Raw genomic sequence first — 26,203 nt, 5'->3', positions numbered from 1 at the left:
CGCCGTGCCGCTGGCCATGGCGGGGTGAGGGCAACTTAGGGAGCCGCGATCCTTCGCGCCCCCCTCTGTCCTGCCGGACATCTCCCCCACAAGTGGGGAGATTGGCAATTTCTGCGCTTCAGTTCTTCTTGCAACGTTGGCGATTGGCGAAAGCCCGCATGACCTCCAATCTCCCCCCGTGTGGGGGAGATGTCCGGCAGGACAGAGGGGGCGCTGTCCCGCCGGCAGAACCGGCTTCGCACCCTCGCACCGCATCGCTCGCGCCGTCCAAACCCCTAAAATGTCCCAAATTTACCTTTGTGCCGACGGGGCTTCCCCTGCGCAAGCAGCGGATGTAAGGATATATTAGCAATTTGTTAAGTTCTAAGCGAGGTATGCGTAAGGGGAGTTTGGCGATGAACTTCAGAGGCCTGATCAAGCGTGCTGAAGACGTGGATAAAGCGATCCAGGACCTGCAGATCGATTTGGCGGACGCGCTGGATGCAAGTCTCGACGCCGACGACCTGGCGCCGCCAGAGAGCGACGATGTGCCGGATGCCCAGGCGGCACCCGATGACGGGCCACCCCAGGCCGATGCGGCAAATGACGACAATGCCGGGAATGCCGAGAATGCGGGCGCTGCGGACAGTTCCGAAACCGCGCCAAGACTGACCGCCCATACACAGACCCGGCTGGCTGCATTGAGCGCCTTCGAGGGACTCTTCCACGACGCCAGGGACTATCTGGAGGAGATCAACGACAAGCTGTCGGAGATCGGTACCTCACACCATCTGACGCGCGAATTCCTCAACATCCTGCACAGCGACATCCTGCGCGCCAACGAGCTGGAGGTTGCCAATGCCGCCCTGGCCGCCGAACAGAGGGCTCTGTCGGAAAAGCTGCACGACGCGACGCGAAAGCTGCGCGAGCGTGACGGCGCTTTCGAAGCGCTGCAGCAGCGCGAGACAAGTCTGGTCCAGGACCGGGAGACGCTGCGTGCGGCACTTGCCGCGGTCAGGCTGGAACTCGTCGAGACAGCCAATGCGAGCGCCAAACGCGAGGCGGAGTTCGGCGACATCGCCAAGCGGCTGACCGCCAGGACGGTCGAGGCCAACAGGCGCTTGCGCGAGAGCAAGATGCTGCGCGAAAAGCACGTCAACCTGTCGATCGAACTCGACAAGGCGCTGAAGCGGGAATCGCAAGCGCGCCACAGGCTCGACGAGCTGTCGGCGGTCCATGCCACCGAAGCAGCGCGGCTGGCGGAGCTGCTGGCGGCGCTCGGCAAGAGCGAGAAAGAGGAGATGCGGCTGCAGAAGTCGCTCGAGGCGGCACAGGCGAAACTGTCGGAAACGACCGAAGCGGCCCACATGATGGAAGGCGACAAGGAAGCCGAGCTGGCTCGCAGCCAGGCGGAAATGCGCGGGTTGAGCTCGGAGATCCAGAACCTGCAATCGCGGCTTGAGCAGGTGTCGAGCGAAAACGGCGAAGCCGCGGGCGAGATCGCCAGGCTCAAGAGCGAACTGAACGATGCTCTGGCCGAAAAGAAGATCGCCGATGAAAGATTGTCCGCGCTGAGCCAGGAGAGCGAAAGCGACAAGATGAGTCTTTCCAAGGTGAACGCCAACCTTTCTCAGCTGACGCTGCAACAGGCGTCCGAACAGATACAGTTCGACGTGCAGAGGCAGGAGTGCGAGGACCTCAAGGCCGAAATCGCCTCGCTCAATGCCCGGATCAAGGAACTGCTGCCCTATGAGCGGCTCCACAAGGCCACCAATGGCAGGCCGCGCGAGGACGGCGTGGTCGAGATGGCCGGGGCGATGGCGAAGAAAGCACGGACGACGGGCAGGCGGCGCATGCGCAGGAATGTCGGCGCCGCCACCTGAAGCGTGTCGCGCCTGAAGGATTCAGGCGACCCGCTTCAGATCCTTCTTTTGTGCATGGGAGGCCGGCACCTCACCCGGAGAGTAAGTCCAATGGGGCACCGGCCAGGCGGATCGACAGGTCCGCCGCACAGACAAGGTAGCGCGCCGCGGTCCCGCACGGCATTGGTGCGATCACGGAAGGTGCCAGCGGCAATTCCCCTGGCTTGTGATTCGAACCCTTGCGACGACCCGCCGGCCGGAGGCTGCAGACACGCCCAGGATAAGATCGCGGGCCGGCCCGGCGCCTTCTCAGTCGAGCGGTTCGTGCTGGTAAAGCTCGTCCATGCTGAGCGAGGCCAGGGCGCCGAAAGGGGCCTGCTTTTTCACGCGGCCGCCGCTCAGGATGACCACGTCGTCGCAGAACGAGATGGTGCTGTGGTGATGGCTGATGACGATGGTCGTGCGGCGGCCGGCTCTCGACTTCAGGGTCTCGACGATGGCCGCTTCCGACAGCCCGTCCACGGCATTGGTGGCCTCGTCCAGGATGAGGAGATCGGGATCGCGCACCAGGGCTCTCGCCAAGGCGATGCGCTGCCTCTGTCCCGCCGACAGATTGATGCCCCTGTAGCCAACCAGGGTCTCGTAGCCCTGAGGCAGCCTTTCGATGAATTCATGCGCTTCGGCCAGTCTTGCGGCGGCCTCGGCATCGCCGGCAGTCGCGGCATCCTGGCCGTAGGTTATGTTTTCGAAAATGCTGCCGTCGACCAGTTCCAGTTCCTGGCTGGCCAGGGCGATGTGCCGGCGCCACTGGCTGGCATCGATCCGGTCGAGCGGCGATCCATCGACGAGGATGTTGCCGGTGTCCGGTTCGACGAAGCGGCACAGGAGATTGACGATCGTCGTCTTGCCGGCGCCCGAGCGGCCGATCAGCGCCGTCGAGCGGCCACCGCGGATCTCGAATGTCGCCGCGTGCAGCACCACCTCGCGCCGGTCCGTGCCGGAGTAGGTGAATGTCACATCGTCGAACTTGATGCCCTGGCGCAGGCCGTGGAATGGCCCGTCCCCTTGCGGCGGTTGCGGCTTGCCTGTGGGATCCAGCAGCCAAGTCACCTCCTCAAGCGATCCGCTCAGGCCTTGCAGCTGGCTCCACGACCCCTGCAGGGCCCGCATATGCGGCTGCAGCCTGTAGAGCAGGATGACGAAGGCGATGATCAGCGGGAAACTCACCTGCGCCAGCCAGGCGCCGATCACCACCGCCAGGAACAGCATGGCGTGGAGAACCTCCGTCAGCGGCGGCAGCGCTCCCTGGCGCACGAGCAGCGCGAAGGAGGCGCGGCGAACCGCATCCGACGCCGTGTCGAACATCGCCTTTTCCCGGTTCTCCTGTCCGAAGATGCGGATCAGCCGTCCGGCATGCACAAGGTGAAGCATCTGCGAGGCGAGGTGGCCGTTGCGCGAGGCGACGCTGCGGCTTGGCTCCTTCAGATTGGCTGAGAGCATGGCGTGCGCGATCTGGACGAGCGCCAGTCCGAGCGTGACCAAAAGCGTCATGCGCCACGAAAGCAGCAGCAGGAAAGCCAGGAGGATGATGGCGGCCGATGCGCTGACGATGGCCGACAGCATGATCTGGATCGCATCGGAAGCCCGCCAGGATTCGTTGGAGATGATGTTGAGCAGGCGTCCGGGGCTCTGCCGCAGGAAGAACGGGTAGCCGACCCGCAACAGCTGCTCCGACAGGGCGCTGCGGATGGAATGGCTTGCCTTGCCGGAGATGAAGGTCGTCAGCAGCGTGTTGGCGAAGGCGAAGACGTTCTTCAGGATGATCGAGCCGAGGATGGCGGCCGAAATGACGATCAGCCGGTCGCGCTCGCTCAAGCCCGATCCGACGTGCTGGAGGACGGCGGAGAAGCCTGCCATTCCGGCGGCATCCCCGTGTCCCATGATGATGCCCAGCAACGGGATGATCAGGCCGATGCCGAACCCTTCGAGGACGGCGCTGACCAGGCCGAGAATCACCACCGCCGGAAGCAGGCGCAGTTGCCGCTTTCCGAACGCCCGGAACAGCATCGGCAGGTTTGGCGGCAGCATTGGCATTACAGCGTTTCACCTCGCCTGGGCATTGGCTTGTTGATCTTGCCGCACCGGTTCGGCCCGCGGCCGTCTGACCAGCAGGAGAACCGCGAACCTGGCCGCGCCGAGCAAATTCATGGCGACGATCGGCCAGTGCGGCAGGTTGAGTTCACGATCGAAGGCGGGTCCTCCCGCCAATTCCCTGAAAGCCCCTCTTGCGGCCCAGTAGAAATGGCGAAGCAGCCAGGGCGCGTGGCGAACATGCTTCAGGCAGAGCCCGCCATTGCCCAGGCTGTAGTCGCGATGCAGCTTTTCGATGGCTTTGCGATCCCGCCGGCCGTGATGGTGGAAAATCGTCATGTCAGGCACATACTCGACCGCGATGCCGAGCAGCATCGCGCGCACGAGGTAATCGGTATCCTCGGCCGACCGCAATGGTCCGCCGGCGCCGAAGCGTTCGTCGAAATAGCCGATGCGGGCCGCTACATCGCGGTGCATCGTCATGTTGCAGCCCAGCACGAAACCGCCGGGATGAACATCTGGCGTCAGCCGCTCGCGCGCCCACGACCGCTTGATGGTGAACGGCAAATCCCTGGCATCGCCAAGCTCGACACGGCCGCCCCGGATGAGCCATTGTTCCCCGGACGCATAGTGTCGCTCCAGATCGCGCAGATAGTCGCGATGGAGCGCGCAGTCGTCGTCGACGAAGACCAGCACACGGCCGCGCGCGCGCCTCAGCCCGGCGTTGCGCGCAGCCGCCAATCCGGGGCGCGGCTCGCAAACGGGCGTGAACGGAATGTCCGACGCAGCCGCGATGCTGGCCAGGCGTTCGGCCGTGCGGTCGCTCGAACCGTTGTCGACGACCACGAGTTCGGCGGCGAAGCCGGCATGTGCGCGGCATGCGGCTTGCACCGACTTGATGCAGGCATCGAGCACGGCGACGCGGTTGCGCGTGCAGATGATGAAGCTGACTTCCGGCGCCGCTCGTTCCGGGCGGGGACCGGCCGGGGCGGGGCCAAGCGCCGTCGAACGATCGCGCTGCAGGGGTTGGTTGGCTTTGACGATCATGCCTCAGCCCGCCTGATAAGGTGCCAGAACCGCCGCGGCGGGCGCGGATTTGAAGAAGTATGCCATGGCATCGGCTTGCCTGGCGGCCGACAGCGAGGCGCGGCTGAGCCAGGGCGCCCAGGCGCCGGGCCGCAGCGCATATTGTTCGCGGCGCCGGATGACGTTCCATTTCGCAGTGCGCGTCAGCAATTCATGCGTCAGCGCGGGCTGCTTTTCGTCGGCGACGAGCTGGTAGAGGAAATAGAACAGGTTCAGCGCGCCGGCCTCGAAGCTCGGCCGCGTCGCCGCCGGCAGCGACCGGATCTCCTCCTCCAGCGCGACGATGAAGTCGGCCGCACGGGCGACGGTGCCGTGGCTGACCGCATCGCCAATGTCGCGCAGGTCCCGCGTGGCCTGCGCCAGGCCCTCGCGCTCGAGGTTCTCAGCCACGATCCGCAAATGCGTCCTGCGCATCTCCTTGACGTGCCGGCTCGTCACGCTTGCCTCATGGACGCGGTAGACGACCAGGTTTTCGGGCATCATGGCTGCCGGGTAACGGCCGGCCAGCCGCCTGAAAAGATCGAAGTCCTCGGCATGCCGGTAGGCCTGGTCGTAGTGGAGAACGCTGTCGTCGATGACCTTCCTGTTATAGACGACCGTCGGGTGCATGAAGATCGTGAAGAACATCGCCAATACAGGGATGCGGCCGAACTGGAAGACCGGATCGGGCCTGCCCCTGGCGATGCGGCCGCGGATCAACATGTCGACGCCGGCGCCGCAGAAGCCCAGTTCGGGCCGCCGCTCGAACAGCGCCACCTGGCGCGACAAACGCCAGGGATAGGCGACGTCGTCGGCGTCCATCCGCGCGACCAGTTCGCCCCGGGCGATCGCCAGCCCTTCGTTGAGCGTCGCGACAAGGCCACGGTTTTCGCGCGAGATGATCGAAATGCGGCTGTCGGCCTTTTGGCATCGCTCGAGTATCTCGAGCGAATTGTCGGTCGAACCGTCATCGATCGCGATGATCTCCAGGCGACTGTGATCCTGCCGCAGGATGCTTCCCAGCGCGGCGGCGAGATAGGGACCGGCATTGTAGACCGGCAACAGGACGGAGACGAGCGGTGCGGCGGTCATCGTCTGGCATCCGTGCGTTGGAGTTCGAGCGCCGGTGTGCGGCCATCGGGCGATCCGCCAGCCGCCGTCGCGAGCCAGCCGCCATGACTGCCCTGTGCGGAGCGGGTGCGCGCGACATAGGGGAAGTGGCGCTTCAGGCTGTTGAGCGGCCTCTCGAAAACCACCCAGGAAATCGAGGCCGCGACAATCGTGGCGGCGCTCGCAACCAGGAAACGCCCTGGCCCTTGCTCCGAGACGTTGAGCGGAATCCAGGGTTGCGCCTTGACGGCGAGCGACAGCAATATCGGATGATAGAGATAGACGCCGTAGCTGATGCGGCCGAGGCCAAGCAGCGGCGGCAGTTCGGCAAGCTTTCCCAAAGTGCCGCCAAGGCCGCGCGAACAGGCTGCGACGATGACCATCAGCGGCACCAGCGGCAGGACTTGCCGCACCAGCCAATGGGTCCATTCGAGCATCGGATCGGCGGGCGCAGGCACAAACCACTCGATGACAAGGAATGCGGCCGCGAAGGCAGGCCAGCTGAGCCGCATCCAGTGCGGCAGGGCCGCGCCCCTGGATCGCCAGCAGGCAAGCAGCGCGCCCGTCGCCAGCGCATCCATGGATGCCGGCGGCAGCAGGTCGCGCGCCAGCGTCGTGTTGGCGGTGAGCGGCCAGTAAAAGCGATAGGCCAGCGACAGTGCGATGACGCCGATGCAGATCTGTTCGAAGCGGCGGCGCGGGGCCAGCAGGACGACCAGCGGCCAGGCAAGATAGAACTGCTCCTCGATGCTCAGGCTCCAGAAATGGCACAGCACCCAAGGGTTCCAGTCATTGCGCAGCGCATACCAGAAATTCGACAGGTAAAGCGCATGCCAGACCAGCGATCCCCTGGATTGGTCCAGGTCGACCAGCCAGACGAAACCCAGGACGGCGAAATAGGGCGGAAATATCCGCAAGCCCCGCCTGATATAGAAGGATCGCAGCGCAGGACCGGTCTCGAATTCGGCGGCCGAACGCGCTTCCAGGAGCAGGCGCGTGATCAGGAAGCCGCTCAGCACGAAGAACAGCCGCACGCCGATATGGCCCCAGAATGAAGATCCTCCAGCGGCGAAGAAATGGGAATACAACACCATCGTCACGGCGATGGCTCTCAACGCATCCAGTTGGATGTCGCGGGCGCTTCCCATCAGCGGCATCCGCCAGCGTGATGGCCGCGACCAAGCCGCCAGCCGGCCGTTTCGAGCGGCAGGCCAAGGCGGGCGAGACCCGCCAGAGCGCAGGCATCGTCGAACCTACGCTCGAAATCGACGGACGGGTGGCTCAAGCTGGTCAACCTGGCGGGATCCTCCACGGCGCATATCCAGTCGCAAACGAGTCCCCCAGGAGATCGTTCGGCTACGGCATTGTGCGGCGCAACACAAAAAATCTACCCAGCTGAAATACTTATGTGAGCAAGTGCTAAAAAAATGAGAAAACCGAGCGCTTCTCGTCAATTCTGGCGGTTTTTCTCAGAACTTAACGCTGTGGTTTAAATTTTGCCGATGTTCCCGCCTCGGTTGATTTGCGAGCTCGTGGCTTGAGAGCCTAGTTCTTTGTTAGATCACAGGAAATTCCGTAATCTATATTTTATCTATATGGATCCGGCCCTGGCTCCGTGAAGAAATGATTTGGAACCATTAGCTTTGCGCGGTGCAGCATCGTCTCTGTTTTTCGTCGTTGCCACGCGCAACGCCCATTACTCGGCTGACCGCCAACCCTCACACCGCGTCGAACACCACCGTCTGCTCCAGCCCGCCGCCCCGGCGGTTTTCCAGTGTTACCGTGCCTCCGTAGCGCTCGATGATTTCCTTGGCGATGGCGAGGCCAAGACCAGCTCCGGGGATCGATTGCAGGCGGCCGGGGTCGACGCGGAAAAAGGGCTCGAACGCCTTGTTCAGGAGTTCCGGGGGGATGCCCGGCCCATGGTCCGATATGGTCAGCACGGCGCGATTGTCGGCCGCGGCCAGGTCGATGCGGCACGCCTTGCCATGGGTGGCGGCGTTGACGATCAGGTTGCGCAAGGCGCGGCGCAGGCCGAGCGCGCCGGCGCGCACGCAAACCTTTTCCAGGTGCCCGATCGAGACGGCATGGCCGAGCGACACCATCTCGGCTTCGATATCGCGCACCGTCTTTGCCAGGTCCACCGCTTCGACGGCGTCCTGGTTGACCTCTTCGCGCACCAAGCGGATGGCGCTGTCGGCGATGCGATCGAGTTCGTCGAGGTCGTGAAGCCATTTGTCGCGTTCGTCGTCCAGGAATTCGGCGCGCAGCCGCATGCGCGTCATCGGCGTGCGCAGATCATGGCCGGCAGCCGCGACCAGCCGCATGCGGCTTTCCATGGCGGTCCGCAGCCGCGACGAGAGCTGGTTCAGCGCATGCGCGGTGGCCTTGACCTCGGCCGAACCCACTTCCGGCACCGCCGCCAGCACGCCATCCGATCCGATCTTGGAGACGGCGGCCTCCAGCATCTCAAGCGGGCGGATCAGCACCGAGGTGAAATAGACCGACACCGCCGTGGCGCCGGCCACGATCAGCGAGATCCAGCCGGCCAGAACCAGCCATTCGCGCCGCGGCGGCTTGAGGTGCGGCACCTCCATGATCGCCCAGCGGCTGTCAGGCAGGTGCATCGATGCGATCTGGCCGGGTTCGTCCGGCTTCTCGTTGACGACCGCCGGAAAGTCGAGGCCACGGCGGTGCAGGATGTCGTTGAGCATCGCCGTTTCGGCACGAGCCACCTTGCCGCCCGCCGGATGGTCGGCGAATTGCACCCGCAGGACGTCGGGGATCGGCCCCGGCAAGAGCCGCACCACCAGTTCCATCTGTTGGGCAATCCAGGGCACGGTCAGTTCCGGCGGCGGTCCGCCGCCGCGCACGCTGATGACGGCGGCGGTCGCCAGGCCGACGACGCCGACGATCGAGGCGACCAGCAGCAGGATGAGACGACGGCGCAGCGAATTCACGGGTGGCTCTCCACGGTCTCGACGCGCGCGGTGAGCTGGTAGCCGCCATTGCGCACGGTCTTGAACAGCGGCCCGTCGCCGGTGTCGGAAAATTTGCGGCGCAGCCGGCTCACCAGCACATCGACCGAACGCTCGAGCGGGTCACGCTCGCGGCCTTGCGTCAGGTCGAGAAGCTGGTCACGCGACAAAAGCCGGCCGGGGCGGTCGAGAAACACCTGCAAAAGGTCGAACTCTGCGCCGGTGAGGTCGACGGCCGCGCCTTGCGCGTCCGTGACCTTGCGGGTGTCCGGCTCCAGCCTGTAGCTGGCGAAGCGGTAGATGCGCGCGCGCGGCGGCGCGGGCGCATCCTCGGGCGTCGAGCGCCTGAGCACGGCGCGGATGCGGGCAATGAGCTCACGCGGGTTGAACGGCTTGCCGAGATAGTCGTCGGCGCCGAGTTCCAGGCCGATGATGCGGTCGACATCTTCTTTCAGCGCAGTCAGCAGGATGACCGGGGTGTGCGGCTTGCGGTCGCGCAAACCGCGGCAGATATCGAGCCCCGAGCCGTCCGGCAGCATCACGTCGAGCACGATCAGGTCGAATTGGCCGGAGCCAAGCCGTTGCTCGCATTCGCGCCGGTCCGCCGCCGCCGTGACGCGAAAGCCCTGGCTGTCGAGGTAACGCTGGAGAAGCGTCCTGATCTCGCGGTCGTCGTCGACGACGAGGATATGGGGTTGTGACTGCATGACCGTGCCGTTGCCGATGAATATTGGGACCCGTGATTGCAGGGGCTTGCCGCGATTATAGGAGAGCCGCGCCCGAGCGGCGTGGAAAATTGCAACCGAACGTTTCCGGCGGGCCATGGGAAACATTCGGAAACAAATTGCCCTTTTGCGGAAACCTTCGGCAACACGCCGACGCGAAGCGGACAAAGACGCTTCCTATCCTCTGAACCGTCCGAAGCATGAGAGAAAGGAACATCTTTATGCCAAGCAGACTTCTTGCGCTCGGCCTGTTTTCCGTCGCCGCAATTCACCCCGCGCTGGCGGCGCAGCCCGACCCCGGCGCCGGACCCGGTGAGCCGTCCCCTGTCATGGCCATGCAGGATGGGGCAGGCCACGGCCGGAATGGACCCGGCCCGCATGGACCGATGCGACCTGGTTCGCAGGGTTTCGGCCCGCAAGGCTTTGGCCCCCGCCGCATGGGTCCGCCGCCGGAATTCATGCTGGCCGCCCGGCTCGCTGCGCTGGAGACCCGCGTCGGCATCCGCACCGAACAACTCGACGCCTGGCGCGACTACACCAGCGCGCTGCAGGCGGTGCTTTCGCAGCCTCGGCCTGACCGCGGGCGGCCCGTTGGTGCTGAAGCGAAGGACCCCGACGCAGCAGGCCCGGGCGGCAAGCCCGATCCCTTCGCATTCCAGGAAAAGCTGGCCGACGACGTTACCGCCCGCGCGGTTTCGGCCGGCAGACTGAAGGAGGCGATCTCTGAACTGCGCGCCAAGCTGACGCCCGAACAACTCGAACTCCTCGCTTCGGCGGAACGTGCCCATGGATCACCCCCCGGTCCCTGGGGCGGTCCGCCGAACGATGCAGCCGGCCCCAGAGGCCTGCCCAACGATGGCAGGCAGCTCCCGCCCCAGCCCGGGAACGACGAGCAACTCTGACCGACTGCACCGGCCGGCCCGGTACCCAACCTGTTCTCGGGTCGGCCGGTTCTCCGGGGATGGCGGGCGTATCTCCGCCATCCTCGTTTCGATCACGCCCAGTTCGAATCGCGCCAATTCGGAACCATGCCCAATTCGAACCCTGCAATGGAAGCACGACAATGTGGGAAGCCATGATCATGCTGCGGCTGCTCGCGTCCGCCAGCCCGAGGCTCTCGTTCGGTCCTGTCGGGCGAGGCATGCCGCTGGCCCCGCCGGCCGACACGCTGAAGGGCGCGATCCGCCTGAGTTTCGCCGGCTGGCGGTTGTCGCTCCCGCTGTCGCAGCCGCTCGACAACCATGGGCATGATGACCGCAAGATCGCGTGAATTCCGGCAAGGCGCTTGGCATGTCCTCGCTGATCGGCATAATGATGTTGGTGGGCATCGCGGCCGGCTACTCGACCTTCGAGCAGCTCTGGCCGCCGAGAAGGAGCGCGACATGAGCCGCTTCGAAGCATTGCTCGTCGCCGCCCGCAGACCGGCGCGGCCCACCATCAAGATATCGGCCGGCATGCCTCGACCAAGCGGTCGATTGCCCGCGCCCGCAACTCCAGCGAAAGATCATTCAGTCCATGTCTATCCAGTCTAGCCCGTCTCCGCAGCCGGCACGCCGTCTGGCGCCCTGGGCCGCGATGTTCGCAGCCACCTTTCTGCTGGCCGCCTGTTCGCAGGAGAGCAGCGCCCCCGCCGGTATGGGCGCGCCCGGCAAACCGGAAGTCGGCGTCGTCACCCTGCATCCGCAATCGGTGGCGATCACCGCCGAACTGTCGGGACGCACGGCGGCCTCGCTGGTTGCCGAAGTGCGCCCGCAGGTGAACGGCATCATCCAGCAGCGCCTGTTCAAGGAGGGCAGCGAGGTGGCGGCTGGACAGCCGCTCTACCTCATCGATCCGGCGAGCTACAAGGCGTCCTATGACAGCGCGGTCGCCGCACAGCAGAAGGCGGAAGCGGCGGTGCCTACGGCGCAGGCAAAGTTCGACCGTTATGCCGGCCTGTTGAAGCAGAACGTTGTTTCCAAACAGGATTATGACGATGCCGCCGCCACGCTGGCGCAGGCGCAAGCCGATGTCGCCTCGGCCAAGGCCAGTGCCGAGACCGCGCGCATCAGCCTCGACCGGACCTCCATCACGGCACCGATCGCCGGGCGCATCGACAAGTCCACGCTGACGCCGGGCGCGCTGGTGACCGCGAACCAGGACACGGTGCTGACCACCATCCGTGCCCTCGATCCGATCAATGTCGACGTCACGCAGTCGAGCACCAACCTGCTCAATCTGCGGCAGGCGATCTCGGAAGGGCGGCTGAAGTTCAGCGGGCCCAATGTCAGCGTGAAGCTGAAGCTCGAGAACGGCACCATCTACACGCAGACCGGCAAGCTGGAATTCGCCGGCGCCAATGTCGACCAGACCACCGGCACCTTTGCGCTCAGGGCCGAGTTCCCCAATCCGGACCGCCTGCTTCTGCCCGGCATGTATGTGCGGGCACTGGTCGAGGAGGGCGTTGCCCAGAACAGTTTCCTGGTGCCGCAGCGTGCCGTCAGCCGCAACACCAAGGGCGAGGCCACGGCGATGGTCATCAACGCGCAGGGCAAGGTCGAGACGCGCGTGCTCGCCGTGCGCAACAGCGTCGGCAACAACTGGCTGGTGGATTCGGGTGTCGGCGACGGCGACCGCGTCATCGTCGAGGGCATGCAACTGGTGCGCCCCGGCGGCGATGCGACGGGTGTCGAAGTGACGATCGACGAGACGACCGGCGAGGTCAAGGACCGCGGGCAGAGCACGTCCGCCGCACCGGCCGCGTCCAACGCTGCCAAACCGGCGCCTGCCGCCGCGACCGGGAACTGAGCGATGTCACTATTCTTCATCAACCGGCCGATCTTCGCCTGGGTGATCGCCATCGTGATCATGCTGGGCGGTCTCCTGGCGCTCACCTCGCTGCCGATCTCGCAATATCCGCAGATTGCGCCGACGACAGTTAACATCAGCGCCACCTATCCGGGCGCCGACGCGCAGACGGTCGAGAACTCGGTGACCAAGGTCATCGAGCAAGGCATGACCGGTATCGACAATCTCGACTACATGACGGCGACGTCGACCTCGACCGGTTCGGCCTCGATCACGCTGACCTTCACCACAGCGGCCGATCCCGACACCGCCCAGGTGCAGACGCAAAACAAGCTGCAGCTGGTGCAGTCGCAGCTGCCGCAGGTGGTACAGAGCAACGGCATCACCGTCTCCAAATCCTCGACCGGCTTCCTGATGGTCATCGGCTTCGTCTCGACCGATGGCAAGATGAACTCGACCGATCTCGCCGACTATGTCGACGCCACCGTCAACGACACGCTGAAGCGCGTCGAAGGCGTCGGCTCGACGCAGCTGTTCGGCTCCGGCTATGCCATGCGCATCTGGCTCGATCCGGACCAGCTCGCCAAATATGCCCTGATGCCGAGCGATGTGGCGACCGCCATCGAGGCGCAGAACACGCAGGTTTCGGCCGGCCAGCTCGGCGGCCTGCCGGCGCGCAAGGGCCAGCAGCTCAATGCCACGGTGACGGCCAAGAGCCGGCTGCAGACCGCCGAACAGTTCCGCAACATCATCCTGAAGAGCCAGACCGATGGCTCTCTGGTCCGCCTCAACGATGTCGCTACCGTCGAGCTCGGCGCCGAAAGCTATACGACGCAGGCCAATTACAACGGCAAGCCGGCGGCGGGCGTCGCCGTCAATTTGGCGACCGGCGCCAACGCCATCAACACCGCCGAAGCGGTGCGCTCGACGATCGCCCGGCTGAGCTCGACTTTCCCGCAAGGGGTCGAGGTCGTCTATCCCTACGACACCTCGCCTTTCGTGCGGCTGTCGATCGAGGAAGTGGTCAAGACGCTGGCCGAAGCGATCGTGCTGGTGTTCCTGGTGATGTTCATCTTCCTGCAGAATTTGCGCGCCACCATCATCCCGACGATCGCCGTGCCGGTGGTGCTGCTCGGCACGTTCGGCGTGCTGTCGCTGTTCGGCTATTCCGTCAACACACTGACCATGTTCGCCATGGTGCTGGCCATCGGCCTCTTGGTCGACGACGCCATCGTCGTCGTCGAGAATGTCGAACGCGTGATGCAGGAGGAAGGCCTGTCGCCGAAGGAGGCGACGCGCAAGTCGATGCACGAAATCACCGGCGCGCTGATCGGCATCGCCACGGTGCTTTCGGCCGTGTTCGTGCCGATGGCTTTCTTCGGCGGCTCGACCGGCATCATCTACCGGCAATTCTCGGTGACCATCGTCTCGGCGATGGTGCTGTCCGTGCTGGTCGCCCTTGTGCTGACGCCCGCACTTTGCGCCACCATCCTGCGGCCGCCCAAGGACCATGCGACGCAGACCGGCCCGTTCGGCTGGTTCAACCGTGTCTTCGACCGCGGCACGCTTGCCTACCGCGACGGCTCGCACGGCATCATCAACCGATCCTGGCGCTTCCTCGTCATGTTCCTGGCCATCGTCGTTGCCGTGGGCTGGATGTTTGCCCGGCTGCCGAGCTCGTTCCTGCCGGAAGAGGACCAGGGCATCCTGATCACCAGCGTGCAGCTGCCGGTCGGCGCGACGCAGGATCGCACGGAGCGCGTGCTGGCAGAAGTGACCGACCATTATCTCAACCAGGAGAAGGACGTCGTCGACGGGGTGTTCACCGCCTCCGGCTTCGGCTTCGGCGGCGCAGGGCAGAATGTCGGCATCGCTTTCGTGCGGCTGAAGGATTTCGACCTGCGCAAATCGCCGGCTTCCGCCGCGCAGGCCATCGCCGGCCGGGCGATGGGCGCGTTTTCGAAGATCAGGGACGCGCAGGTCTTCGCGCTCGCGCCTCCCGCCATCCAGGGCTTCGGCAACACCAACGGCTTCGACTTCTACCTGCAGGACGTCAACGGCGCCGGCCATGACGCGCTGATCCAGACGCGCAACCAGCTTCTGGCCCTGGCCGGGCAGAGCAAGGTGCTCGCCAACACAAGGCCCAACGGCCAGGAAGACCAGCCGCAATTCTCGGTCGACATCGACCAGGAGAAGGCCAGCGCGCTGGGCGTCAGCCTGGCCGACATCAACAACACGCTTTCCACCGCCTGGGGCAGCGACTACGTCAACGACTTCATCGATCGCGGGCGGGTGAAACCGGTCTATCTGCAGTCGGACCCGAACTTCCGCATGCAGCCGGAAGATTTGGACAAATGGCAGGTCCGCAACGCCAGCGGCGCCATGGTGCCGTTCTCGGCCTTTGCCTCCAGCCACTGGACATTCGGCTCGCCCAGGCTGGAGCGCTACAATGGTTCGGCGGCGGTCGAGATCCAGGGCGCGGCGGCCACGGGCGTCAGCTCGGGTGCCGCCATGGACGAGATCGACAAGCTCGTCGCGCAACTGCCCGCCGGCTATTCGCACGAGTGGACCGGGCTGTCGCACCAGGAGAAGCTTTCCGGCAACCAGGCGCTGTCGCTCTATGCGATTTCGGCACTTGTGGTGTTCCTGTGCCTGGCCGCACTTTATGAGAGCTGGTCGATCCCGTTCGCGGTCATGCTGTCGGTGCCGATCGGCATCTTCGGCGCGCTGCTGGCGGCCAGCCTGTTCGGCCAGTCCAACGACGTTTATTTCAAGGTCGGCCTTTTGACCACGATCGGTCTCGCCGCCAAGAACGCCATCCTCATCGTCGAGTTCGCCATCGAGCGGCAAGCCGCCGGGATGGGGCTGGTCGAGGCGACGCTGGAGGCGGCGCGACAACGGCTGCGGCCGATCCTGATGACGTCGCTGGCCTTCATCCTCGGTGTGCTGCCGCTGGCGATCGCCAGCGGTGCGGGCTCGGGCGCGCAGAACTCGGTCGGCATCGGCGTGATGGGCGGCATGATCGCGGCGACGGTGATCGGCGTCTTCCTGGTGCCGCTATTGTTCGTCACGGTGCGGCGCATCTTCAAGGGCAGGGCGGCCAAACCAGATACGGGCGAGACGCCGGTGACGGCCACCCAGCAATAAGGAAACTTCACATGACAGGTTTGGAACGTGGCTCGGTGGCCGCGAGGCGGCTTCTTGCGCCTATGCTCACCGCTGTCCTGCTCGCGGGATGCGTCGTCGGTCCGGATTATCAGACACCGATAATGGCAATGCCGGCGAATTGGAGCGGCCAGAAGCCGACAAAGCCTGCCCAGCCGGCACGACTGTCAAAATGGTGGCAGCGGCTACGCGATCCCGAGCTGAACACGCTTGTCGAGGAAGCGGTTGCCGGCAATCTCGATGTCGCCACCGCCAAGGCAAAAATCCGCGAGGCGCGCGCCAGCTATCGCCAGAGTGCCGGCACATTGCTTCCTTCGGCCGACGGCTCCGGCTCGGCCTCCCGCAACAAGTCGGCCGAGACCACATCAGGCTCTGACGCCACCTACAGCGAGTACCAGGACGGCTTCGATGCAAGCTGGGAGCTCGACCTGTTCGGCGCCAACCGGAGGGGCGTAGAGGCCGCGCGCTACGGGCTGAACGCCTCGCAGGAGGAACTGCGCTCGACGCTTCTCACCCTGGTCGGCGATGTCGCATCCTATTATACCCAGGCGCGCGGCTACCAGGCCCGCATCGCGCTCGCCCGTCGTTCGGCCGCGTCGCAAAGGCAGACCGCCGAACTTACCCGCACCATGGCGCAGGCGGGCACGGCGACCGCCGCCGATGTCGCCAAGGCGATGGGGCAGGCAGCGAGCACCGAAGCCGCCGTTCCGACGCTGGAGGCAAGTTATGCGCAGGCCGTGCATCGTCTCGCGGTGTTGGCCGGCCGGCCGCCTGCCTCGCTCAACGAGCGGCTGAAGCGGGTCGCGCCCATTCCTGCACCGCGCCTGCCGATGCCCACCGGAATTCCCGCCGACCTCCTGCTATCGCGGCCCGATTTGCGCATGGCGGAGCGCCAATATGCGCAATATACCGCCAAGATCGGCCAGGCCGAAGCCGCCCGCTATCCCTCGGTCAGCCTGACGGGAGACATCAGCACGGCGGCGCTGAAGCTTGGCGATCTCGGCAAGAATTCGTCGATCGGCTGGTCGTTCGGGCCGACGCTGAGTGTGCCGCTGTTCAATGCCGGCCAATTGCAGGCGGCCGTCGAGGTCGCCAAGGCGCAACGCGATCAGTATTTCATCGCTTACCGGTCTTCGGTGCTGACGGCGCTCGAGGATGTCGAGAACGCGCTGGTGCTGTTGTCGCAGGAGCGCATCCGGATCGCCAAGCTCGCCTCGTCCGCGAAGTCCTATGGCGAGGCGGCAAGTCTCGAAGGCTCGCTCTACAAGGCCGGCGAGACAAGCCTCCTCGACGTGCTCGACGCCCAGCGCTCGCTCTATTCGGCCGAGGACTCGCTGCTGCAAAGCCGCGTCCTGCTGGCGACCAACTACATCGCCCTCAACAAGGCGCTCGGCGGCGGCTGGGATGGCGCGGTCGACAGCGCCAAGCCGGAGATCGTCGACGTCAAGACCGGTCCACGGCTGGCGTCGAAGCCGGCCTCCTGAGGCACTCTCAGGCAGCGGCGTCAATTCGGCAGACACGCCGCCATCGCCGATGCGGGGCGTGAAAATGCGGACTCCATGTTTGGCGATGGCGGGGTGATCGCATCGCTGTTATTGATGGTGCCCACACAGCACAGGCGCCGCAGATGACATCCGATACACAGAAGGCCGAAGCGGTCGGGCAGCTGCTCGAAACGCCGGACCTTGCCAGCGCGCTCGAAAGCGAACAGTTCAAGAAGTTCCTCGACCAGGTACCGATCGCCATTGCCGTCTCGGACCTGGGTTCGAAGGAGCGTGTCGTCTATGCCAATCCGGAATTCGAGAAACTGTCCGGCCTCAAGGCGGCGATGCTCGCTCGCCAACACTGGGCGGCGCTTTCCGGCACCGGCCTGCACAAGCAGAAGGACCGGCCGCTGTTCGAGGCCGTGGTCGAGGACACTGATTTCATCGGCACGTTCCGGCTGGAGCGGAAGGAAGGCCAACCGACTATCGTCGACGTCTATTCCAACGTCATCGAGGACGACAATGGCAAGGCCTGCTTCCGGCTGGTGGCGCTGGTCGACGTTTCGGCCCATGGCGAAACCGAAGATGCGCGATCGATCGACGAGCGCATCCGTGAGAAGGACACGCTGCTGCGCGAACTGCAGCACCGGGTGAAGAACAATCTGCAGATGATCACCGCGCTGATCCGGATGGAGACGCGCAACGCGGCCGAACCGGACCAGAAGCGTTTCGAGAGGCTGGCGGGGCGCGTCGATGCGCTGGCGATCCTCTACCAGACGCTGTCGGGGGACGATGGCAAGGATGAGGTCGATCTTGGTGTCTATCTCAGCCAGATCGCGTCGGCGGTCATGAACTCGCATGCGGTCGAGGGCATCCGCCTCGACATGAAGGTCGACACCTATCCGGTGTCGATCAATGTCGCCATGCCGACCGGGCTGGTGGTGAACGAACTTTTGACCAATGCGCTCAAACATGCCTTCCAGGGACGTGACGGCGGCACGATCACGCTGCACAGCATCGTTGACGGCGATGGCTGCCGCATCGTGATCGCCGATGACGGCATTGGCCTGCCGGACGGCGAGAGCTGGCCCAAGCGCGGCAAACTCGGCGCGCTGATCGCCCGCTCGCTGACCGAGAATGCCAAGGCGGAGTTCGACGTGACGTCGAGCGCCGGCGAGGGCACGCGGGTGACCATCCTGTTCAAGCGCTCGGCTGCCACCGCCCCTTAGCGCGCGGGAGCCAAGCGGCATAGGTGGCCGTCTCCGCTTGGCTGATCTTCGACCTACTCATGCCGGCCTTGCCTTCCCCGCTATCTCCCTTCGCGCCAATGCCCCTACTCCAGCGGCAGGGGAGGGTGAAACCCAGGTGCATCGACGCCAGTCGCAAGCCGCGCTTTGCCGTGCTTGACAGGCTTAATTAATTTATTAACATTAGAAAATAATAGGGAGGAAGAATGGGCGCGCACCACGGAGCGATCCTGCGAATCCTGCGCGACGACGGTCCGCAGTCGCGCGCCGAACTGGCGCGGCGCACCTCGCTGTCGCCCACCGCCCTGACCCATCTGACGGCCCATCTCTTGCGGGAAGGCACCGTGGTCGAGCTCAACCAGGCCACTGCCGGCGATGCACCCGTCGGCCGGCCGGCGATCGGCGTCGCGCTGGTGCCCGACGCCCTGTCCGTGGTTGGCGTGCACATTGGCGCGGGAACGATCGACGCGACCATCACCGACCTCAGGGCCGCCTCGAAAGCCATGGCCTCGCAGCATTTCGACACCGCCACCAGCGAACCCGCCGCGGTGATCGGCATGGTGGTGCGGATCGTCGAGCAATTGATCAAGAAGACCGGAGTCGACCGTTCGCGCCTGATCGGCCTGGGGCTCGGCGTGCCGGGACCGGTGGACACCAAGCGCCGCCGCAACCTGCAGTCGGTCAATTACGACTGGAAGGACGTGCCGTTCGCCGACGAACTCGAAACGGCGCTGCGCATGCCGGTGGTGGTCGAGCACAATGTCAGCGCGATGGCGCTGGCGGAATCGCGCTACGGCATCGGGCGCGACACGACCGCGCTGCTCTACATCTATCTGCGCACCGGCCTCGGCGCCGGCCTGGTGATCAACGGCATGCCGTTCCGTCCCGGCGGCTACGGGGCCGTCGAGCTCGGTCATGTCCAGGTGGTCGAGGATGGCGAGCGTTGCGCCTGCGGCAATGTGGGCTGCCTGGAGACATTCCTGTCCGAACGCGCGCTGGCCCGCGCCGCCCATATCGACACGCCTCATCCTAGGCGCCTGCTGGCCGCGGTGGAGAAATATCCCGACGTCTGGAACGCGGCGCTCCGGCATCTGACGACGGCCATAGCGACGGCGACCAATTTGCTCAATCCCGATCTGATCGTCTTTGGCGGTCACCTGGCCGAAGCCCCGGAAAGCTTCATCGATCATATAAGGCGGGGCGTTCCGCCACGCGTCCTGCCGCCGATGCGCGACGTGCTGCGGGTCGAGCGGTCGAGCCTTGGCCCAGGTGCCGGCGCCATCGGTGCTGCTGCGGCGGCGCTCGACCATTTTTTCTATTCGGGGGTGTCGCGATGAGCGAAGCGTCGAAGACGACACGCTCCGGCGGCGGCTCGAACGAGGATCGGGGTATCGACTATCGCGGTCTCGCGCTCAATCTCTGCGGTCTCGTCGCCGGCATCGCCATCTGGTGGGTGTTGACGGCGGGCGGCGCGGTGGGCCTGCCGCTACCGCCACAGGTTGCGTCCAGGTTTATCGATCTGATCGCAAACGGGCAGCTCGCCACCGACATCATGTCGAGCCTTGCTCGGGTGATGACCGGCTTTCTCCTCGGCGTCATCCTGGCGATCCCGGTCGGCTTCGTCATGGGCTGGTACAAGGTCGCGCGCTCGCTTATCGAGCCGTATCTGCAGTTCTTCCGCATGATCCCGCCGCTGGCCATCATTCCGCTGGCGATCGTGACGATGGGCATCGACGAGACGCCGAAGGTCTTCGTCATCTTCCTGGCGTCCTTCCTGGCCAGCGTCGTCGCCACCTATCAGGGCGTCATCAGCGTCGACAAGATGATGATCAACGCCGCGCGCGTGCTCGGCGCCAAGGACATGACCATCTTCCTGCGCGTCATCATTCCCGCATCGACGCCGTTCATCCTGGTCGGCGTGCGCATCGGCCTCGGCTCGGCCTGGGCGACGCTGGTGGCCGCCGAACTGATCGCCGCGCAGACCGGCCTCGGTTTCCGCATGCAGCAGGCGCAACTCTACTACGACCTGCCGACCATCTTCGTCAGCCTGATCACCATCGGCCTTCTCGGCCTTGCCATGGATCGTATCCTTTTGGTGATCGAGCGCCGGCTGACCGTCTGGCAGGAGCGCGTGTGATGCCGCCCAAGATCGTCTTCGACAAGGTCACGCGCCGGTTCGACCTCAAGGACAATGCCTTCGTCGCGCTTGACCGGCTGTCGCTCGACATCGCCGACGGCGAATTCGTCACCGTCGTCGGTCCGTCCGGCTGCGGTAAGTCGACCGCGCTCAACATCGCGGCCGGCCTGCTGAAGCCGAGCGAGGGCACCGTGCTGGTCGATGGCAAGGCGGTCGAGGGGCCGGGTCCGGAGCGCGGCATGATCTTCCAGCAATACGCGCTGTTTCCCTGGCTCACCGTACGCCAGAACGTCGAGTTCGGGCTGCGCATCAAGGGCGAGGAAGCTTCGCGCCGCCGGCAGATCGCCGAGCGTTTCATCGATCTCGTCGGCCTTGGCGACTTCGCCGACGCGCTGCCGAAGACGCTTTCGGGCGGCATGAAGCAGCGTTGCGCGATCGCCCGGGCCTATGCGGTCGATCCCTCGATCCTTTTGATGGACGAGCCCTTCGGGGCGCTCGACGCACTGACCCGCGTGCAGCTCCAGGACCAGTTGCTCGACACCTGGAGCCGGGAGCGGCGCACCGTGATGTTCATCACCCACGATGTCGACGAGGCGGTCTACCTCGCCAACCGCGTCATCGTCATGGCGGCGCGGCCCGGCAGGCTGCAGGAGATCATCGAAGTCGGCCTGCCTTACCCAAGAACCGAGGAAATCCGGCTTTCGGCGGAGTTCATGAGCATCCGCAACCGCGTCTGGCAAGCCGTTTACCACCAGTAACAGTGACAGGAGGAGAGTATGGTGACACTGACAAGACGTAACCTCATCGCATCATCGGCGGCACTTGCCGCGTTCGCTGCCTCTGGCATCCGTGCCGGAGCGGCGGGAACGGCGGCACGCATCGGCTACAACGGCGATTTCTGGGGCGCCAGCGTGGCCGGCGTCGCGGCCGACCAGGGCTTCTATGCCAAGCACGGCGTCGATGCCGATATCAAGGTCTTCACCAACGGCCCCATCCAGGTCCAGGCGCTTGGCGCCAACAGCCTGGAATTCGGCTATCTCGGACCGGGCGCGCTGTGGCTGCCGGCGAGCGGCAAGGCCAAGATCATCGCCGTCAACGATGTCGGCTTCTCGGACCGGGTGATCGCCCAAGCCGGCATCACGTCCATCGCCGGCCTCAAGGGCAAGAAGGTCGCGATCGCGGCCGGCACCTCGGGCGACATGCTGTTGCGGCTGGCGCTGCGCAAGGCCGGTATGGCGATGACCGACCTCGACATCGTGCAGATGGACCCGAGCACCATCGTGGCGGCCTTCGCCTCCAAGCAGGTCGACGCGGCCGGCATCTGGTATCCGTTCGTCGGCATCATCCACAAGAGCGTTCCCGATCTGATGGAACTGGCCAAGAACGACGACTTTTATCCGCAGACCACATTTCCGAGCGTCTTCATTGCCCGCAACGATTTGGTCGAGGGCAATCCCGATCTCGTCCGCAACGTGGTGCGCGCCATCAAGGACGCGCAGGATTTTCGCGCCGCCAACCAGGACAAGGCGATCGAGATCACCTCCAAGCTGCTCGGCATTCCTGCCGACCAGCTGAAGACGGAAGCCGGTTATGGCCGTTTCATGACCTCGGCCGAACTGATCAAGCTAACCAAGGACGGCACCGTGAACGGCTGGTTCTCGACGATGAACGACCTGTTCAAGACCTTCGGCAAGCTCGAGACCTCGCTCGATCCCAAGGACTATTATCTGGGCGATCAATACATTTCGGCCTGACGGCCTTCTTGAAATCGCCCCTTGCAAACCGCAAGCCCCGGCAGCGAACCGGGGCCTGTTTCCTGACAATCACAGCAGCGACGAGCCATCCATGAACGTTCTCTATATCGACATCGACAGCCTCAGGCGCGACCACCTCGGCTGCTACGGCTATCATCGCAACACCTCTCCCGTCATCGACAGCCTTGCCGGCGAGGGCATCCGCTTCGAGAACGTCTATGTGTCCGATGTGCCTTGCCATCCGTCGCGCACGGCGCTGTGGAGCGGCCGCCACGGAATGCGGACCGGCGTGGTCGGCCATGGCGGCACCGCCTGCGAGCCGTTCCGCGAAGGCGCCGAGCGAGCCTGGGCCGGCACCTTCTACGAGGAAGGCTGGATGCGGGCGCTGCGCGATCTCGGCTACCACACCACGACCATCAGCAGTTTTGGCGAACGGCATGGCTGCTGGCATTGGTATGCCGGCTTCAACGAGATCATCAATCCGGGCAAGGCCGGCATGGAGAACGCCGACGAGGTTTCGGGCCTGGCGATCGACTGGCTGAAGCGCAATGGCTCGGCAAAAAAATGGTTCCTGCACGTCAATGTCTGGGACCCACACACGCCCTATCGCGCGCCGGACGCTTTCGGCGACCCCTTCGCCGACCAGCCGCTTCCCGACTGGATGACCAGGGCGGTGTTCGAGAAGAGCCATGCCGGCTACGGCCCGCACAGCCCGCAGGAACCCTCGGGCTTCGACGTCGAGCCGGGGGGATCGAAATACCGGCGCATGCCGTCGCCGATCAGCGGCATGGACACCGTCAAGGCCTGGTTCGACGGCTACGACACCGGCGTGCTCTATGCCGATTATCATGTCGGTCTCATCGTCGAGGAGTTGAAGCGGCAAGGCCTGTTCGACGACACGATCATCGTCATCGGCGCCGATCATGGCGAAAACCTCGGCGAGCTCAACGTCTGGGGTGATCATCAGACGGCCGACGAATTCACCTGCAACGTGCCGCTGGTCATCCGCTGGCCCGGCGCCGAGGACATGCGCGGCGTCAATGGCGGCCTTCACTATCATTTCGACTGGGCCGCCACGCTGATCGACCGGCTCGGCGGCAACGTTCCGGCGCTTTGGGACGGGCGCTCCTTTGCACCGGCGCTTGCCGCGAAGGAGGAAGGTGGCCGCGATTTCCTGGTGCTGAGCCAGGGTGCGTGGGCGGTACAGCGCGGCGTGCGGTTCCGGCTCGGCGGGGCCGACTGGCTGATGCTGCGCACCTATCATGACGGCTACAAGGATTTCGGCCCGGTCAGCCTGTTCAATCTGAGTGAGGATCCGCATGAGCAGCATGATCTCTCAGGCTCCCGAAGCGATGTGGTCGATCATGCCAGCCGGCTGCTCGAGGACTGGCGCAGCGCCATGGCCATCCGCAGCGACAGCGATGTCGACCCGCTGGTGACGGTGATCCGGGAAGGCGGGCCGTTCCATTGCCTTGGCGAGTTGCCGGCCTATCTCGAAAGACTGCGCCGGACCGGCCGCACCGATGCGGCTGCGGCCCTCGAGCAGCGCCACCCGGCACCGCCGCCACGGCGCAAATCCCTGAACTGACCGGCCGGCGGCACTTGGCCGTGCCCTAGCAGCCAGTTGCCGCTGCCTCACGACAGGCCGGCCGGTTCGCCCTATCTCCATGCCGCCGGTCGGGTTTGGACCCGGCGATATGGAGGATGGGATCACGTGACATCGACGCCGATTGCCCGTCGCGAAGCGGCGCCCTTGCCTGTCGCAGCACTGATGGGCGCCATGGTGTCGATCCAGATCGGCGCCACCTTCGCCAAAGGCCTGTTCCCGCAGATCGGCGCGCAAGGCACGACGACACTCAGGCTGGTCATCGGTGCGCTGATGCTGATCGCGGTGCTGCGGCCCTGGCAGATGCGGCCCTCGCGTGCCACCATGCCGTGGCTGGTCGCTTATGGGGTGACGCTCGCCGCCCTCAACCTCCTGTTCTACGCAGCGCTGGCCAGGATTCCGCTCGGCATCGCGGTGGCGCTGGAGTTTACCGGCCCGCTTCTGGTGGCGACCTTGACTTCGCGGCGCGCCAGCGACTTTGCCTGGATCGCGCTGGCGGTGGCCGGCATCCTGCTGTTGTCGCCCTTCGTTCGTTCCCTCGCGCCGCTTGATCCGATCGGGGTGATGCTGGCGCTGGCGGCCGGCGGCTTCTGGGCGCTCTACATCGTGCTGGCCCAGAAGGCCGGCGCGGAGCTTGGCACCCGCACCACCGCCTACGGCATGGCCATCGCCGCCGTGCTGGTGCTGCCCTTCGGTGTCGCCCAGGCGGGATCCGCGCTGCTGGCGCCGTCGATCCTGGTCAGCGCGCTGCTCGTCGGCCTGTTTTCCAGCGCATTGCCGTTCTTCCTGGAGATGGTGGCGCTGACCCGCATGCCGGCGCGCATCTACGGCACGCTGACCTGCCTGGAGCCTGGGCTGGGTGCACTGGCCGGCTTCCTGTTCCTGCATGAAAGCCTGACCGCGACGCAACTGGCCGGGATCGCTGCCGTTGTTGTCGCCGCCTTCGGCACGGCGCTGACATCACGGCCGCCGGTTCCATCGCCGGAGTAGGGGAACGATTCGTCGGCACTGGGTATTTTCGAGTAATCCGAAATTCAGCCAGCCAGATCCGCGAAATCAGGCCAATCCTTGTCCAGGACGGCACTGAAATTGTCGCCTGGCGCACAAGTATTTCCGGCTCTGGACAGACCGTGATCTGGTCCAATACGGTGCGTGTCGAAATGAAGACGCGATTGTAGAAAAGGCCGGTCGTCCCTTGCAAAAGAACGTCTTCTCATCGGCGGATCTGCCGCCGCATCTGGATCATCGCGCACGCTTCGCGCTCTGGCAGGACATCCATGTCGCCGAGATATGGTCGGTCGAATACACGATTTCGGAAAGACTGTCGTTCGAAGCCGCGATCGAAGCCACCGCTGTCGGGTCGCTTGTGCTTGGGCAGATGGCCGGGACGATACGTCATGCCAGCCGCAAGGCGGGCAATATCGCCGCCGACGGTCGCGACGGCTATCTGCTGCTGGTCAACAATGGCGATACGGTGCTCAGCGGCACGCAGATTGGCCGCGATTATCACGTCGGCAAAGGCGAGGCCGCCCTGGTCTCGGCTTCGGAAGCGTTGCAGATGACCGGCGGCGACAACAATGTCTGGGCCAATGTGGTGCTTCCCCGTGCCGTGCTGGAAAATGCCTTCGCTCATATAGAGGATCGGCTGGCGTTGACCGTCGGCGCCGACAATGAGGCGCTCGGCATGCTCAAGCGCTATTGCAGCTTCCTGGAAGCAGGCCCGGCCCTGGTCTCGCCCGACCTCATCGGCCACGCCACCGAAACCATCGTCGACCTGATCGGCCTGGCGACCGGCGCCAAGGGCGAAGCGGCCGAACTGGCGGGCCTGCGCGGTCTGCGCGCGGCAAGGCTGCAGGCCATACTGCAGAAGATGCGGGACAATTTCGCCGATCCCGCCATCTCGGCGCAGGGCGTTGCCGGGCAATTGCGGCTCTCCGTTCGCTATGTCCATGACCTGCTGCAGGAAACCGGGGTGAGCTTTGCCGAGCGCATTCTCGAACTGCGCTTGCAAAGGGCGCATCGGATGCTGTCCGATAGGCGCAACGACCGCATGCGGATCAGCGAGATCGCGCTGCTCAGCGGTTTTTCCGACGTGTCCTATTTCAACCGCTGCTTCCGCCGCCGCTTCGGCTCGACGCCGGGCAGCGCCAGATAGTTTCCGACAGCCACCGAATGCACGGCGCGCCGATCGACTGAGGCTGAAAAGCCACACC

At 65.0% G+C, this 26,203-nt stretch carries 21 protein-coding genes; 14 read left to right on the top strand and 7 right to left on the bottom strand.

Annotated features, from left to right (window positions below; all coding sequences use genetic code 11):
• Positions 1 to 395 precede the first annotated feature (395 nt).
• Positions 396 to 1,862 carry a hypothetical protein gene (locus LB519_RS22365; RefSeq protein WP_063168607.1) on the top strand — a complete coding sequence of 489 codons (1,467 nt, stop codon included), beginning with the start codon at positions 396 to 398 and terminating at the stop codon, positions 1,860 to 1,862.
• Positions 1,863 to 2,150: 288 nt separating this feature from the next.
• Here the strand turns inward: LB519_RS22365 and LB519_RS22360 are convergent, their stop codons facing one another.
• The 7 genes from LB519_RS22360 to LB519_RS22330 all read right to left on the bottom strand — a co-directional run bounded on the left by LB519_RS22360 (position 2,151) and on the right by LB519_RS22330 (position 9,792).
• Positions 2,151 to 3,935, bottom strand: coding sequence for an ABC transporter ATP-binding protein (locus LB519_RS22360; protein WP_063168606.1), 1,785 nt, complete (start codon positions 3,933 to 3,935; stop codon positions 2,151 to 2,153).
• 9 nt (positions 3,936 to 3,944) lie between these two features.
• Entirely contained in the window at positions 3,945 to 4,979 is a 1,035-nt protein-coding gene (locus tag LB519_RS22355; protein WP_224621218.1) for a glycosyltransferase family 2 protein, read from the bottom strand.
• A gap of 3 nt (positions 4,980 to 4,982) precedes the next feature.
• Positions 4,983 to 6,089: a glycosyltransferase family 2 protein gene (locus tag LB519_RS22350; RefSeq protein ID WP_224621217.1), complete on the bottom strand. Its 1,107-nt coding sequence runs from the start codon at positions 6,087 to 6,089 to the stop codon at positions 4,983 to 4,985.
• Positions 6,086 to 7,255, bottom strand: a complete 1,170-nt coding sequence (locus LB519_RS22345; protein WP_024501681.1) for an acyltransferase family protein — start codon at positions 7,253 to 7,255, stop codon at positions 6,086 to 6,088. The genes LB519_RS22350 and LB519_RS22345 overlap by 4 nt, the downstream gene beginning before the upstream one ends.
• A complete protein-coding gene (locus tag LB519_RS22340) occupies positions 7,255 to 7,401 on the bottom strand; it encodes a hypothetical protein (RefSeq protein ID WP_224621215.1) in 147 nt (48 codons plus the stop codon). Before LB519_RS22340 ends, LB519_RS22345 begins: the two co-directional genes overlap by 1 nt.
• A 424-nt stretch (positions 7,402 to 7,825) precedes the next feature.
• Positions 7,826 to 9,067, bottom strand: coding sequence for an ATP-binding protein (locus tag LB519_RS22335; protein ID WP_224621214.1), 1,242 nt, complete (start codon positions 9,065 to 9,067; stop codon positions 7,826 to 7,828).
• Positions 9,064 to 9,792 (bottom strand): response regulator, encoded by a 729-nt coding sequence (locus LB519_RS22330; protein WP_224621213.1) that lies wholly within the window; start codon positions 9,790 to 9,792, stop codon positions 9,064 to 9,066. The genes LB519_RS22335 and LB519_RS22330 overlap by 4 nt, the downstream gene beginning before the upstream one ends.
• A gap of 239 nt (positions 9,793 to 10,031) precedes the next feature.
• Here LB519_RS22330 and LB519_RS22325 point away from each other — a divergent pair, with 239 nt between their 5' ends.
• The 13 genes from LB519_RS22325 (at position 10,032) to LB519_RS22265 (ending at position 26,145) form a co-directional block, all read left to right on the top strand.
• A complete protein-coding gene (locus LB519_RS22325; protein WP_224621212.1) occupies positions 10,032 to 10,712 on the top strand; it encodes a hypothetical protein in 681 nt (226 codons plus the stop codon).
• A 161-nt stretch (positions 10,713 to 10,873) separates the two neighbouring features.
• Positions 10,874 to 11,080 carry a hypothetical protein gene (locus LB519_RS22320; RefSeq protein WP_013530681.1) on the top strand — a complete coding sequence of 69 codons (207 nt, stop codon included), beginning with the start codon at positions 10,874 to 10,876 and terminating at the stop codon, positions 11,078 to 11,080.
• A gap of 245 nt (positions 11,081 to 11,325) precedes the next feature.
• Positions 11,326 to 12,597 (top strand): efflux RND transporter periplasmic adaptor subunit, encoded by a 1,272-nt coding sequence (locus tag LB519_RS22315; RefSeq protein WP_318011949.1) that lies wholly within the window; start codon positions 11,326 to 11,328, stop codon positions 12,595 to 12,597.
• A gap of 3 nt (positions 12,598 to 12,600) precedes the next feature.
• Positions 12,601 to 15,744, top strand: a complete 3,144-nt coding sequence (locus LB519_RS22310; RefSeq protein WP_224621211.1) for an efflux RND transporter permease subunit — start codon at positions 12,601 to 12,603, stop codon at positions 15,742 to 15,744.
• Between the two features lie 11 nt (positions 15,745 to 15,755).
• Entirely contained in the window at positions 15,756 to 17,246 is a 1,491-nt protein-coding gene (locus tag LB519_RS22305) for an efflux transporter outer membrane subunit (RefSeq protein ID WP_224621210.1), read from the top strand.
• Positions 17,247 to 17,389: 143 nt separating this feature from the next.
• Positions 17,390 to 18,475 (top strand): sensor histidine kinase, encoded by a 1,086-nt coding sequence (locus tag LB519_RS22300; protein WP_063168598.1) that lies wholly within the window; start codon positions 17,390 to 17,392, stop codon positions 18,473 to 18,475.
• A gap of 224 nt (positions 18,476 to 18,699) precedes the next feature.
• Positions 18,700 to 19,830, top strand: a complete 1,131-nt coding sequence (locus LB519_RS22295) for an ROK family transcriptional regulator (RefSeq protein ID WP_027160785.1) — start codon at positions 18,700 to 18,702, stop codon at positions 19,828 to 19,830.
• Positions 19,827 to 20,630: an ABC transporter permease gene (locus LB519_RS22290; protein WP_224621209.1), complete on the top strand. Its 804-nt coding sequence runs from the start codon at positions 19,827 to 19,829 to the stop codon at positions 20,628 to 20,630. Before LB519_RS22295 ends, LB519_RS22290 begins: the two co-directional genes overlap by 4 nt.
• Complete coding sequence (locus LB519_RS22285) at positions 20,630 to 21,388, top strand: ABC transporter ATP-binding protein (RefSeq protein ID WP_127370138.1); 759 nt, start codon at positions 20,630 to 20,632, stop codon at positions 21,386 to 21,388. The genes LB519_RS22290 and LB519_RS22285 overlap by 1 nt, the downstream gene beginning before the upstream one ends.
• Before the next feature lie 27 nt (positions 21,389 to 21,415).
• Positions 21,416 to 22,384 carry an aliphatic sulfonate ABC transporter substrate-binding protein gene (locus tag LB519_RS22280; protein WP_395316700.1) on the top strand — a complete coding sequence of 323 codons (969 nt, stop codon included), beginning with the start codon at positions 21,416 to 21,418 and terminating at the stop codon, positions 22,382 to 22,384.
• 91 nt (positions 22,385 to 22,475) lie between these two features.
• Positions 22,476 to 23,972: a sulfatase gene (locus tag LB519_RS22275; protein ID WP_063168595.1), complete on the top strand. Its 1,497-nt coding sequence runs from the start codon at positions 22,476 to 22,478 to the stop codon at positions 23,970 to 23,972.
• Between the two features lie 126 nt (positions 23,973 to 24,098).
• The gene (locus LB519_RS22270; RefSeq protein WP_127370727.1) at positions 24,099 to 24,980 is read left to right on the top strand and encodes an EamA family transporter; all 882 of its coding nucleotides are present in this window, start codon (positions 24,099 to 24,101) and stop codon (positions 24,978 to 24,980) included.
• A 205-nt stretch (positions 24,981 to 25,185) separates the two neighbouring features.
• Positions 25,186 to 26,145: an AraC family transcriptional regulator gene (locus tag LB519_RS22265; RefSeq protein WP_013530692.1), complete on the top strand. Its 960-nt coding sequence runs from the start codon at positions 25,186 to 25,188 to the stop codon at positions 26,143 to 26,145.
• Positions 26,146 to 26,203 lie beyond the last annotated feature (58 nt).

Origin of the sequence: Mesorhizobium sp. AD1-1 (assembly GCF_020164655.1) — a bacterium.
Lineage (GTDB): Bacteria > Pseudomonadota > Alphaproteobacteria > Rhizobiales > Rhizobiaceae > Mesorhizobium > Mesorhizobium ciceri.
The sequence above is the reverse complement of the archived record's forward strand: the minus strand, read 5'-3'. Positions and strand labels throughout refer to the sequence as shown.

Coding starts and splice junctions, on each gene's coding strand:
- LB519_RS22365 (WP_063168607.1), top strand. CDS start 396: ATGAACTTCAGAGGCCTGATCAAGCGTGCTGAAGACGTGGATAAAGCG.
- LB519_RS22360 (WP_063168606.1), bottom strand. CDS start 3,935: ATGCCAATGCTGCCGCCAAACCTGCCGATGCTGTTCCGGGCGTTCGGA.
- LB519_RS22355 (WP_224621218.1), bottom strand. CDS start 4,979: ATGATCGTCAAAGCCAACCAACCCCTGCAGCGCGATCGTTCGACGGCG.
- LB519_RS22350 (WP_224621217.1), bottom strand. CDS start 6,089: ATGACCGCCGCACCGCTCGTCTCCGTCCTGTTGCCGGTCTACAATGCC.
- LB519_RS22345 (WP_024501681.1), bottom strand. CDS start 7,255: ATGGGAAGCGCCCGCGACATCCAACTGGATGCGTTGAGAGCCATCGCC.
- LB519_RS22330 (WP_224621213.1), bottom strand. CDS start 9,792: ATGCAGTCACAACCCCATATCCTCGTCGTCGACGACGACCGCGAGATC.
- LB519_RS22325 (WP_224621212.1), top strand. CDS start 10,032: ATGCCAAGCAGACTTCTTGCGCTCGGCCTGTTTTCCGTCGCCGCAATT.
- LB519_RS22320 (WP_013530681.1), top strand. CDS start 10,874: ATGTGGGAAGCCATGATCATGCTGCGGCTGCTCGCGTCCGCCAGCCCG.
- LB519_RS22315 (WP_318011949.1), top strand. CDS start 11,326: ATGTCTATCCAGTCTAGCCCGTCTCCGCAGCCGGCACGCCGTCTGGCG.
- LB519_RS22310 (WP_224621211.1), top strand. CDS start 12,601: ATGTCACTATTCTTCATCAACCGGCCGATCTTCGCCTGGGTGATCGCC.
- LB519_RS22305 (WP_224621210.1), top strand. CDS start 15,756: ATGACAGGTTTGGAACGTGGCTCGGTGGCCGCGAGGCGGCTTCTTGCG.
- LB519_RS22300 (WP_063168598.1), top strand. CDS start 17,390: ATGACATCCGATACACAGAAGGCCGAAGCGGTCGGGCAGCTGCTCGAA.
- LB519_RS22295 (WP_027160785.1), top strand. CDS start 18,700: ATGGGCGCGCACCACGGAGCGATCCTGCGAATCCTGCGCGACGACGGT.
- LB519_RS22290 (WP_224621209.1), top strand. CDS start 19,827: ATGAGCGAAGCGTCGAAGACGACACGCTCCGGCGGCGGCTCGAACGAG.
- LB519_RS22285 (WP_127370138.1), top strand. CDS start 20,630: ATGCCGCCCAAGATCGTCTTCGACAAGGTCACGCGCCGGTTCGACCTC.
- LB519_RS22275 (WP_063168595.1), top strand. CDS start 22,476: ATGAACGTTCTCTATATCGACATCGACAGCCTCAGGCGCGACCACCTC.